This window comes from Burkholderia sp. AU4i (assembly GCF_000466765.1).
Taxonomy (GTDB): domain Bacteria; phylum Pseudomonadota; class Gammaproteobacteria; order Burkholderiales; family Burkholderiaceae; genus Burkholderia; species Burkholderia cepacia.
Genome location: NZ_ASSI01000371.1, coordinates 1 through 10,924, shown reverse-complemented (window position 1 = coordinate 10,924; position 10,924 = coordinate 1). Strand labels below are relative to the sequence as shown.

At 68.8% G+C, this 10,924-nt stretch carries 12 protein-coding genes and 1 pseudogene; 5 read left to right on the top strand and 8 right to left on the bottom strand.

Translation table 11 applies throughout. The features are described from left to right. A partial coding sequence (locus tag L810_RS42725) for a CaiB/BaiF CoA transferase family protein (protein WP_042978388.1) occupies positions 1–1,113 on the bottom strand: 1,113 nt, incomplete at its 3' end. After that, positions 1,110–2,096: a hydroxymethylglutaryl-CoA lyase gene (locus L810_RS42720; RefSeq protein ID WP_021164303.1), complete on the bottom strand. Its 987-nt coding sequence runs from the start codon at positions 2,094–2,096 to the stop codon at positions 1,110–1,112. The genes L810_RS42720 and L810_RS42725, both read right to left, overlap by 4 nt. Positions 2,097–2,268: 172 nt before the next feature. Between L810_RS42720 and L810_RS42715 the strand changes: the two genes are divergently transcribed. Together L810_RS42715 and L810_RS42710 are read left to right on the top strand one after the other, a co-directional pair. After that, positions 2,269–3,090 (top strand): IclR family transcriptional regulator, encoded by an 822-nt coding sequence (locus L810_RS42715; protein WP_021164302.1) that lies wholly within the window; start codon positions 2,269–2,271, stop codon positions 3,088–3,090. A 154-nt stretch (positions 3,091–3,244) separates the two neighbouring features. Beyond that, positions 3,245–3,883, top strand: a complete 639-nt coding sequence (locus L810_RS42710; protein ID WP_021164301.1) for a 2-hydroxychromene-2-carboxylate isomerase — start codon at positions 3,245–3,247, stop codon at positions 3,881–3,883. Positions 3,884–3,914: 31 nt separating this feature from the next. Here L810_RS42710 and L810_RS47960 read toward each other — a convergent pair whose 3' ends face one another. Continuing rightward, a complete protein-coding gene (locus L810_RS47960) occupies positions 3,915–4,259 on the bottom strand; it encodes a hypothetical protein (RefSeq protein WP_155836502.1) in 345 nt (114 codons plus the stop codon). Positions 4,260–4,349: 90 nt separating this feature from the next. Here L810_RS47960 and L810_RS42705 point away from each other — a divergent pair, with 90 nt between their 5' ends. After that, positions 4,350–5,042, top strand: coding sequence for a phosphatase PAP2 family protein (locus tag L810_RS42705; protein WP_021164300.1), 693 nt, complete (start codon positions 4,350–4,352; stop codon positions 5,040–5,042). Positions 5,043–5,141: 99 nt separating this feature from the next. Here L810_RS42705 and L810_RS42700 read toward each other — a convergent pair whose 3' ends face one another. The 3 genes from L810_RS42700 to L810_RS42690 all read right to left on the bottom strand — a co-directional run bounded on the left by L810_RS42700 (position 5,142) and on the right by L810_RS42690 (position 7,774). Further along, entirely contained in the window at positions 5,142–5,801 is a 660-nt protein-coding gene (locus L810_RS42700) for a glutathione S-transferase family protein (RefSeq protein WP_021164299.1), read from the bottom strand. 124 nt (positions 5,802–5,925) lie between these two features. After that, a complete protein-coding gene (locus L810_RS42695) occupies positions 5,926–6,996 on the bottom strand; it encodes a rhodanese-like domain-containing protein (RefSeq protein ID WP_042978389.1) in 1,071 nt (356 codons plus the stop codon). A gap of 124 nt (positions 6,997–7,120) precedes the next feature. Next, the gene (locus L810_RS42690; protein ID WP_021164297.1) at positions 7,121–7,774 is read right to left on the bottom strand and encodes a peroxiredoxin; all 654 of its coding nucleotides are present in this window, start codon (positions 7,772–7,774) and stop codon (positions 7,121–7,123) included. A 286-nt stretch (positions 7,775–8,060) separates the two neighbouring features. Here L810_RS42690 and L810_RS42685 point away from each other — a divergent pair, with 286 nt between their 5' ends. Continuing rightward, positions 8,061–8,966 (top strand): HTH-type transcriptional regulator ArgP, encoded by a 906-nt coding sequence (locus L810_RS42685; RefSeq protein ID WP_021164296.1) that lies wholly within the window; start codon positions 8,061–8,063, stop codon positions 8,964–8,966. A gap of 166 nt (positions 8,967–9,132) precedes the next feature. Next, complete coding sequence (locus L810_RS42680) at positions 9,133–9,345, top strand: DUF1059 domain-containing protein (RefSeq protein WP_042978387.1); 213 nt, start codon at positions 9,133–9,135, stop codon at positions 9,343–9,345. A gap of 114 nt (positions 9,346–9,459) precedes the next feature. Here the strand turns inward: L810_RS42680 and ltaE are convergent, their stop codons facing one another. Together ltaE and L810_RS42670 are read right to left on the bottom strand one after the other, a co-directional pair. Continuing rightward, complete coding sequence (ltaE, locus tag L810_RS42675) at positions 9,460–10,473, bottom strand: low-specificity L-threonine aldolase (protein WP_021164294.1); 1,014 nt, start codon at positions 10,471–10,473, stop codon at positions 9,460–9,462. Positions 10,474–10,638: 165 nt separating this feature from the next. After that, positions 10,639–10,924, bottom strand: a pseudogene (locus L810_RS42670) (glycine zipper family protein); the annotation flags it as partial.

Sequence of the window (10,924 nt, the reverse complement as noted above, 5' to 3'; positions counted from 1 at the left end):
CGAGCGCAGCCGCAGGCGCTCGCCCGCGAGCGTGAGCGGCAGCAGCGCGGTGCGCGTGTCGACCGGCCGCCCGGCGCTGCTCGCATCGGCCGGCAACGTCACGTCCGCGAGGCCGCCCGTCGCCAGCAGGTGCGGATCGTCGAACAGGTCCTGCGGCCTGGTGATCGGTGCATACGGCAGGCCGATCGACTCGAAGATCGCGCCGATCTCCGCGGCCGAATGCGGCGCGAGCCGCGCGCGCAGTTCTGGCAGCAGCCACTCGCGCGCCTGCACGCGCAGGTTGTTGGTCGCGAGGCGCGCATCGTCCTTCAGCGCAGCCAGCCCGAACGCATCGCAGAACAGCGCCCACTGCGTATCCGACACGACCGCGAGAAAGATCTGCTCGCCGTCCTTCACGGAGAACACGTCGTAGACGGCCCACGCGGAAATCCGGCTCGGCATCGGCGATGCGGCCTGCCCCGTCACCGCGAACTGCATCATGTGCTGCGCCACGAGGAACACGTTGTTTTCGAACAGCGAACTCTGCACCTGCTGGCCGCGGCCGGTGCGCTCGCGCTGCGCGAGCGCGGCCATCGCGCCGATCGCGCCGAACATGCCGCCCATGATGTCGTTCACGCTCGCGCCCGCGCGCAGCGGCCGCCCCTCCGGGCCGGTCATGTACGCGAGGCCGCCCATCATCTGCACCACCTCGTCGAGCGCGGTGCGATGCTCGTACGGCCCCGGCAGGAAGCCCTTGTGCGACACGTACACGATGCGCGGATTCAGCGAGTGCAGCGCCGGATAACCGAGGCCGAGCCGGTCCATCGTGCCGCTCTTGAAGTTCTCGCTGAACACGTCCGCCGTCGCGACGAGCCGCAGCACGATCTCGAGCCCGCGCGGATCCTTCACGTCGACCGCGAGGCTCTTCTTGTTGCGGTTGAACATCCCGAAGAATCCCGCGCCCGAACCGCGCAGCGCGCGCGTGCTGTCGCCGGCGATCGGTTCGATCTTGATGACTTCCGCGCCGAGATCCGCGAGCAGCATCCCGCAGGTCGGGCCCATCACCATATGCGTCATCTCGATCACGCGGACGCCGGCGTACGGCAGCATCGAAGCGGGTTGGCGGCCGTTCATTGCGCGACTCCCGCCAGGCATCCTTCCGGTTGCGGCACGGTTGGAGAACGGCCGTCCGCATAAAGGAAGCCCTTCGGCAAACCGGCGTCCGGCACATGGCCGTACAACGCCTCGGCCGGCAGCGCCGCGTGCAGGATCGCGCGCGCGGCGAGCAGGGCGTCGACGTCGATACCCGTGTCGAATCCCATCGATTCGAGCAGGAACACGAGATCCTCGGTGACGATGTTGCCGGTCGCACCCGGCGCATACGGGCAACCGCCGAGGCCCCCCTGGCTCGCATCGATCGTCGTCACGCCCGCGTCGAGCGCCGCGACGACGTTGGCGAGCCCCTGCCCGCGCGTGTTGTGGAAATGCGCGCCGCCTGCCTTGTCGCCGACTTCCCGGCGCAGCCGGACAAACAGCCGGCGTACCTGCGCCGGGTTCGCATAACCGCTCGTGTCGGACAGCCCGATCTCGTCGACCCCGCATTCGGCCATCGCCACCGCCATCGCGATCGTCTCGTCGTCGCTGACGGCGCCCGCGATCGTGCAGCCGAACGCGACCGACACGCCCGCCTCGATCTGCACCGACGGGAACCGCGCATCGCGCAGCGCGACGATCGCGCGCACCTCGTCGATCATCTGCGCGGGCGTCTTGCGGATATTCGCCAGCGAATGCGCCTCCGTCACCGATACCGGCAGCGTCAGCTTGTGCACGCCTGCTTCGAATGCGCCCTCGGCGCCGCGCAGGTTCGGCGCGAGCGCGGCGACATGCAGCCCGGGAATCGCCAGCGCATGCGCGACGACCTCACGCACGTCGGCCATCTGCGGCAACAGCCTCGCGGGCACGAACGACCCGACCTCGATCTCGCGCAAGCCGGCCGCGGCCAGCGCCGTGATCCAGCGCAGCTTGCCGGCCGTCGGCATCACGGCCCGGATGCTCTGCAGGCCGTCGCGCGGCCCGACCTCGCTGACCAGCACCTTCGGATATTCGGAAACGCTCATTTGATACTCCACTGTTCTATCTGAAAGAACATCGTTCTGTTTGACAGAACTCTAAGCGTGCATCGAATGCGCTGTAAGCGGGGTATACCCGTGAAATTGCGATTTTATGGAACTTGAGTTCTGCCAGACAGAACGATATAGTCGGCCGATCATCCTCTGAAGGAAGCAGGCAGTGCCTACGACTCACACCGATCACGCCGGCAACGAGCCCGATTCGCCGGCCGAAGAAGCGTCCAGCGGGGTCGCCGTCCTCGATCGCGCGTTTGCGATCCTCCGCGCCTTCGGGCAAACCGACGATCGGCTGTCGCTCGCGGAGCTGTCGCGCCGCACCGGGCTGTACAAGAGCACGATCCTGCGCCTGCTCGCCGCGCTCGAGCATGGCGGCTTCATGCGCAAGCTCGACGACGGCCAATACGCGATCGGGCACGAGCCGCTGCGGCTCGCCGCGCTGTACCAGCGTTCGTTTCGGGTCGGCCCGGTGGTCGAGCCGCTGCTCGAAACGCTCAGCCGCGAACTCGGCGAAACGGCATCGTTCTACGTGCGCCAGGGCAACATGCGCTCGGTGCTGTACCGGGTCGAGCCCGCCCGCGCGGTGCGCGTGTCGATTCGTGTCGGCGAGGAATTTCCGGTTCGCCAGGGCGCGTCCGGGAAGGTGCTGCTGGCGTTCACCGATACGCAGGATGCGCAATGGCACGACGTGCGCGAACGACTCTGGGCCGCGTCTTACGGCGAGCGCGACCCCGAGACGGCTTCGGCGTCCGTACCCGTGTTCGGTGCGGCCGGCGAGTGTGTGGGCGCGCTGACCGTATCGGGCCCGAAATCGCGGCTCGCCGCCGCACCGGCCATGGCGGCAGCGCTCGCGATGCTGCTGCCGCTCGCGCAGAAGGCGACCGTGGCGCTCGGCGGCGCAGGCGCACGCTATGACGCGCCGGCCGTACGTGACAGCCTCGCGCAGTTCGCGTCGGCAGCAGGCCACGACGACACGGCGCCGTGACCGGCGGCGCGTGCACCGCCACGCAACAGCGCTACAACGCAACGACGCAAAAGGCAGCCGCGTGCGACACTGGCCGCCGATGCATGCATCGCGCGCCGCCTGCGGGCGTGCCGCGCGTGCCACCGCCAACCGGACACCCATGAGGGCAGCCACCATGAACGCCGCGCGCACCGCCAGCTGGTATTTCGATTTCGTCTCGCCGTTCGCGTACCTGCAGCAGGAACAGTTCGACCGGTTGCCGGCCGCCGCCGCGTTCGAGCCGCGGCCCATCGTGCTCGGCGCACTGCTCTCACACTGGGGCCAGAAAGCGCCGGCCGAGATCGCGGCGAAACGCGTCTTCACCTATCGCCACGCGCAATATCGCGCGGACAAGCTCGGCATTGCATTCCGGATGCCGCCCGCGCACCCGTTCAATCCGATCCGGCCGCTGCGTCTCGCGATCGCGATGGGCAGTTCACCCGACGCGATCCGCCGGATCTTCCGGCATATCTGGCGCGACGGCCAGGACGTGTCGACGCCGGAAGGCTTCGCCGCGCTGTGCGAAGCCGTCGGCTTCCCGGAAGGCGTGACGGCCGTCGAAGCCCAGCCGGTCAAGGACGCGCTGCGCGCGAACACCGACGATGCGATCGCGCACGGCGTATTCGGCGTGCCGACCTTCGAACTCGACGGCGACCTGTTCTGGGGCGAGGATGCGACCGACATGTTCGCCGACTGCGCGACGTCGCGCACGTGGCTCGATTCGCCCGAAGTGCGCCGCATCAGCGCACTGCCCGAAGGCATCCGGCGCGGCTGACGGCGCCGCGGCCGGCCGGCCCTCACGGCGCTCACGGCGCGAATCCGGCGCCGCTGAATTTCCGCACCGCACGCCCATGGCGGGCAGGCCCACAGGCCTTGCCCGCCTTTTCTTTTATTTTCGATCGGCGCACGCATGACGCCGCGCGACCCGGCAGATTCGCGCGCATCCGGCGCGAGATCCGCACCGGCCCGCGCGACTGTCCAGTTCTACCGATTATTTTTCCGATGCCCGCGCGCATCGACGCGGAAATATCGGACGATTCCGATCCCCCCGCCACACGGCACTCGCCCATCCGACCCCAATCGCACAGCCCCGTTTCATCAGGGGATTCCCGGTATTTTTTCGCATTTTCTTCGAAATAACGGGTGACCATACTTGCCCCCCGTTGCGCTCCGGTGCGAGCGCACTTCCAGATCCGGCCGGCCGCGCGCAATGCATCGGGCGTCCGCCGGGATCGCACGACATGAACAATTTCGACACCACGATCCAGACCTTCCTCACCCACATCACGTTCGGACCGCTGATGAATCACGCGATCCGCGTGATCGCGGGCCTGTACACGTTCAAGGGCTTCGTGCTCATTCCCGTACTGTGCTGGCTGTGGTTCCAGCCGGGCCCGAACCGCGAGCGGCAGCGCGAACTGGTCGTCGCGACGATCGCGAGCGGGCTCATTGCGCTCGCGTTCGGCCGGCTGCTCGCCCAGGTGCTGCCGTTCCGCGTGCGGCCGATCTACAACCCCGAACTGCACCTGCACTTCCCGTCGGCAGGGCTGCGCGCGGCCACGCTGCAGGCATGGAGTTCGTTTCCCAGCGATCACGCGATGCTGTGGATGGCGATCGCCACCGGCATCTTCATCATCGCGCGCCGCGTCGGCGTGCTCGCGCTGCTGTATGCGGTCGTGTTCATCTGCGTACCGCGCGCCTATCTCGGCTTCCACTACCCGACCGACCTGATCGCCGGCGCCGCGATCGGCATCGCGATCGCATGGCTGCTGACGCGCGACGCGATCCGCTCGCGCTTCGCGCCGCAGGTGCTGGCGACGATCCGGCGCTTCCCCGCGCCGGCCTATACGCTCGCGTTCCTGCTGTGCTTCGAGCTGATCACGCAGTTCGACGAACTGCTGACGCTCGCGCAGTCGGCCACCCGCACGATGTAACGGGGGACGCCGCGATGCTGCCGCTGCTTTCGTTCCGTCGCCCCGGCACGCGCTGCCGGCCATGCGCGGCGTCGGCGCGCCGCGCGACGCCCGCGCCGTTCAGTCGCGATCGGGCGCGCCCAGCGGAAAGAACGGACGATACGGCCGTGCCTCGTCGACCGCGCGCGCAAACGACGGCCGCGCCAGCAGACGCTTGCGATACGCGATCACGTTCGCGAACGACGGATCGATCCGGTGCGTCCAGTCCGCATAGAACAGGAACGGCGCCGCGCCGCAGTCGGCGAGGCTGAAGCGGTCGCCGGCCGCCCATTCGCGATCGGCCATCTTCCTGTCCAGCCACGCATACGACGTGTCGAGCATCGCGCGCGCATCGGCGACACCGCGTGCATCGCGCTCGGCTTCCGGCCGCAGCGCATCGAACACGACCTTCTGCTGCGGCGTCGACACGTAGTTGTCGAAGAAACGATCCATCGTGCGCACCTCGAGCGCCGCGTGCGGATCGTCGGGCAGCAGCCGCACGGGGCCCGGATGGTTCAGGCCGAGGTACTCGATGATGATGGACGCCTCGATCACGGTGCGGCCGGCATCGACGAGCACCGGAAAGCGCTTCAGCGGCCACAGCGCGGCCAGTTCCTGCATCGGCTTCGGATCGTCGTGCGCGAGCACGCGATACGCGAACGGCGTGCCGTTCTCGTACAGCGCGGTCAGCACCTTCTGGCAGTAGGACGAAAAGGGATGGGCGTAAAGCGTCGGTATCATCGTGCGGTCTCTCCGGGTTTCGGCGCCGCGTCGTGCGGCGCACGTGATCGGATACCTTGACGACGAACGGCACCCGGCCGTTTCGACAGCGGTCCGGAATTTTTTTGTCGTGCGACTTGTGCCGTTACGACCGGCCGTCCATCACGACGCGCCCCTCGGCACGCCAGCGCAGCATCCCGCCGCCGAGATTGGCGACCGTGTCGAAGCCGGCTTTCAGCAGGATCACGGTCGCCTGCGCGGATCGCCCGCCGGCCCGGCACACGGTCACGACCGGCCGGTCGCGCGCGATCTCGCCGGCACGCGCGGCCAGTTCGCCGAGCGGAATCGGCGTCGCGCCGGGCAGATGGCCGAGCGGGCCCGTGAATTCGTCCGGCTCGCGCACGTCGACCACCTGCACCGCCTGCAAATGATCCTCGAGCCATTGCGGATCGATTTCCCAGAACCCGGCGAACGTGTAGACGAGCGGCGCCCAGTCGGGTGCCGCCTGCGCATCGGGCGCGTTCGCGGCGACGCCGCATTGAAGGTTCGCCGGCACCGCGACATCGATCTGGCGCGGGTGCGCGAGCCCGAGGTTGCGCATGTAGCCCGCGAAATCGTCTTCGCTCAGATCGCCACCGAGGCGCGGATTGAAGCGCCGCTCCTCGCCGACGCTCGTTACCGTGAGCCCGCGATAGTCGTGCGCCGGATACAGCAGGCACGCGGCCGGCAGCGTGAAAAGCCGGCCGTGCACCGCGCGATACAGCGCGCGCGGGTCGCCCTGCTGGAAGTCGGTGCGGCCGGTGCCGCGGATCAGCAGGCAATCGCCGGTGAACGCCATCGATTCGTCGTCGAGCACGAGGCTGATGCAGCCGCTCGTGTGGCCGGGCGTCGCGCGCACGGTCAGGTAGCGCGCGCCGAACGCACAGCGGTCGCCGTCGTTCAGGTAACGATCGGCGCCCTGCGCGCCGCTCGCGGCCGAGATCGCGATCGCGCTGCCCGTGCGCTGCTTCAGCAGCCACGCGCCCGTCACGTGATCGGCATGCACGTGCGTGTCGACGGTCGCGACGAGCCGCAGCCCGAGCTCGTCGAGCAGCGCCGCGTCACGACGCACCTGCTCGAACACCGGATCGATCAGCAGCGCTTCGCGCGACGCGGGGTCGGCGAGCAGGTACGTGTATGTCGACGATTGCGGGTCGAAGAGTTGCCGGAAGATCATCGCGAAGTCGCTCCGTCGCTGGTTGATGCGCATTGGCCGGCGCGGGCCGCCGCTGCCGCCACTGTCGCCGCGCGGGCCGCCCCGTCGTGGTCCTGCACTGCCGGCATCCGGCCGGCACGGCGCGTCAGCCCGGCTGCGTCACGTAACGCAGGTACGGCTTCAGCGTCCGGAAGCCCTGCGGATACTTCTGCCTGGCCGCATCGTCCGACACCGACGTCGGAATGATGACATCGTCGCCGGGCCGCCAGTTGACCGGCGTCGCCACCGTATGCTGCGCGTTGAGCTGCAACGCGTCGAGCAGGCGCAGCACCTCGTCGAAATTGCGTCCCGCGCTCATCGGATAAACGAGCATCGCCTTGACTTTCTTGTCCGGCCCGATGACGAACACCGAGCGCACGGTCGCGTTGTCGACCGCCGTGCGCGGGCCGCCGCCCGCGTTCGGATGAATCATGTCGTACAGCTTCGCGACCTTCAGCTCGTCGTCGCCGATCAGCGGATAGTTGACCGCGTGACCCTGCGTCTCGGCGATATCCGCCACCCACTTCCGGTGATCGCTGACCGGATCGATCGAAAGCCCGATGATCTTCGTGTTGCGCTTGTCGAATTCCGGCTTGAGCCCGGCCATGTAGCCGAGTTCGGTCGTGCATACCGGCGTGAAATCCTTCGGATGGGAAAACAGGATCGCCCAATGGTCGCCGATCCATTCATGAAAGCGGATCGTTCCCTCGGTGGTCTCCGCGGTGAAATCGGGCGCGTCCTCGCCTAGTCGAATCGACATGTTCGTCTCCGTCAAATGGGAATCGTCACGACGCCCGCGCCGCGGCTTGCGCGCGACGCGCGATCGTCCGCGCGCGGAGTGCAGGCATGGCACATGCCCGGGTTCCGCGCGTTCATATAGCCTAGTTCAAAATGTGCGCACCACCGGGACGCGGCGTGCGCGATGTCTTGGCCGATTCCGACGACGAATGCGGCACGGCAGCACGATGCGCGGCAACCGGGCGCGCGTGCGGGCTGCCTTACACTAGCGGCTCTTCTCGTCTTACGTTCACAGGAATGCCACCGACATGTCGATGACGATCGATCCGAAGCAGGCCGCCGCACTGCTGGCCGTCGCCGACACGGGCAGCTTCGAGCAGGCGGCCGTGCGCCTGCACGTGACCGCATCGGCCGTCACGCAGCGGGTCCGCGCACTGGAAGCGAGCCTCGGCACGCCGCTCGTGCTGCGCACGCGGCCGTGCCGTCCGACGGTGGCCGGGCAGCGCGTGCTGCAGCACCTGCGCCGCGTCGCGCTGCTGCAGGCCGACCTGCAAAGCACGCTCGCGACCGAGCGCGAATCGCCGATCTCGGTCACGATCGCGCTCAACTCCGACAGCCTCGGCACGTGGTTTCTCCCGGCACTGACGTCCGTACTCGCCGGCGAGCGCATCCTGTTCGAGCTGATCGTCGAAGACCAGGACCACACGTTCGCGCTGCTCGAAAGCGGGATGGCGGTGGGCTGCGTGACGACCGAGCCGAAGCCGATGCGCGGCTGTCTCGCGACGCCGCTCGGCACGATGCGCTACCGGCTGCTCGCGGCCGCCGCGTTCGCGGTGCGCTGGTTCCCGCGCGGGCTGAACCGCACGAGCGCGCGCAAGGCGCCCGTCGTCGCGTACTCGCGGCGCGATACGCTGCAGTCGTCGTTCCTGAAGGAGAAGTTCGGGCTGCCCGAGGGCGCCTACCCGTGCCACTACGTGCCGGGCACCCATTCGCACTTCGCGGCGGTGCGGCACGGCCTCGGCTACGCGATGGTGCCGGAGCCGCTGATCGGCGCCGCGCCGCTCGACGCGCAGGGGCTCGTCGATCTCGCGCCCGCGCATCCGACCGACGTCACGCTGTACTGGCACGCGTGGACCGTGCAGTCGCCGACGATGGCGTCGTTGTCGGAACGCGTCGTCGAGGCGGCACGCCGGCTGCTCGCGCCGCTGCCGTGACGCGCGGGTGATCGACACCGCCGGGGCGGTGCATGGCGCGCGGCGCGGTACGCATCGCAGCGAGAAACCCTGCCGCGCCGCCTATACTTTTTCCATCGGCCTCGCGAACGCGCCGCGCGGCCGATCACGCACATCCGGCCGTTCCCTTTCCCGCAAGGAGAACATCATGTCCCGCCGCTATATCGATTGCCGCGAGTTTCCCAGCGCGACGAACTGCTCGGTCGCGATTTCCGCCGACTCCGACAACGAACTGCTGGAGGCCGCCGTGCAACATGCGGTGCTGGTGCACCAGCACACCGACAGCGCCGAACTGCGCACGCAGCTGAAAACGCTGTTCCGCGACGGCACGCCACCCGCCGACGCACCCCGGCAAGCGTAATCCGCCGGCTCGCCCGATATCGACAGACGGGTTGCCTCGTCGCCCCCGTCGCCTCTTCGCTCCCTGCTTCGCGCCACCTCGTGCCGGCTCTCCCGCCGGCCGGCGCATTCCCCGTTACGCGCGGCGCTGCGCGAAATACGCGCCGACCGCGTCGATGAAGGTATCGATGTCCGCGCGCGACACGTCGCAGTGCGTGACGAAGCGCGACGCGTACAGCATCTGCGTGAGGATCCCGCGCTCCTTGAGCCACGCCTCGAGCGGCGCGCAATCGGCTTCGGGAAATTGCGCGAACACCATGTTCGTCGCGTGCGACAGCACCTTCACCGCGTCGATGCGCGCAAGGCCCGCCGCGAGATGCGCGGCGTTCGCGTGATCGTCCGCGAGCCGCTCGACGTTGTGGTCGAGCGCATACAGGCACGCGGCCGCGAGAATGCCCGACTGCCGCATCGCGCCGCCGAGCACCTTGCGCCAGCGCTGCGCGCGCTCGATCAGCACGCGGTTGCCGACCAGCACCGAGCCGACCGGTGTACCGAGCCCTTTCGAGAAACAGATCGACACGGTGTCGAACGGCGCGCACAGCTCGGCGATCGAACGGCCCGACGCGACGGCGGCGTTGCACACGCGCGCGCCGTCGAGATGCAGCGCCAACCCGCGGCTGCGCGCGAACGCGGTGGCTTCTCGGACATAGCCTTCCGGCAAGACCTGGCCGCCGATCGTGTTTTCGAGCGCGAGCAGGCGCGTGCGGGCAAAGTGATTGTCGATCGGCTTGATCGCCGCGGCGATCTTCGCGAGCGGCAGCGTGCCGTCCGGCGCGTTCTCGATCGGCTGCGGCTGGATGCTGCCCAGCACGGCCGCACCGCCGCCTTCGTACTTGTAGGTGTGCGCGAGCTGGCCGACGATGTACTCGTCGCCGCGTTCGCAATGGGCCATCAGCGCGGCGAGGTTGCTCTGCGTGCCGCTCGGGAAGAACAGGCCGGCTTCCTTGCCGGCCCGCTCGGCCATCACCGCCTGCAGGCGCAGCACGGTCGGGTCGTCACCCCATACGTCGTCGCCGACTTCGGCGGCAGTCATCGCGGCCAGCATTGCCTGGCTCGGACGTGTCACGGTATCGCTGCGTAAATCGATCATCGCTGAGTCCTGGGTAAACGCGGACCGGAACCGATGCGCCCGGCCCTGCCGAAACGAGACTCAGAGTGTACGCAATTCACGCAGCGTGTGTGTGCCGACGGCCGGCGGGCGACGTGTGCACGGCGCACCGGCACGCGATGCGGCACGCCGCCGCCCGGGCCGCCGTCAGTAGCGCGGCGGCGGCGGCTGGACACCCGCCGGCGGCATCGGCGGCGCCGCGCGCGGTGCGCCGCCGTATCCGCCACCGCCGTATCCACCGCCGCCGCTCATCCCGCCCGGCACCGGCACGCGGTTGCCGGTCGCGTACATGCATTGCAGGTAGCCGTAGTCGTAGCGGCGCTGGATGTCGTAGGCCGAGCCTTGCGCCGCACCGGCACCGACCACACTGCCCGCGAGCAGCCCCGCGCCTGCGCCGACGGCCGCACCCGTGCCGCCGTTGAACGCCGCGCCG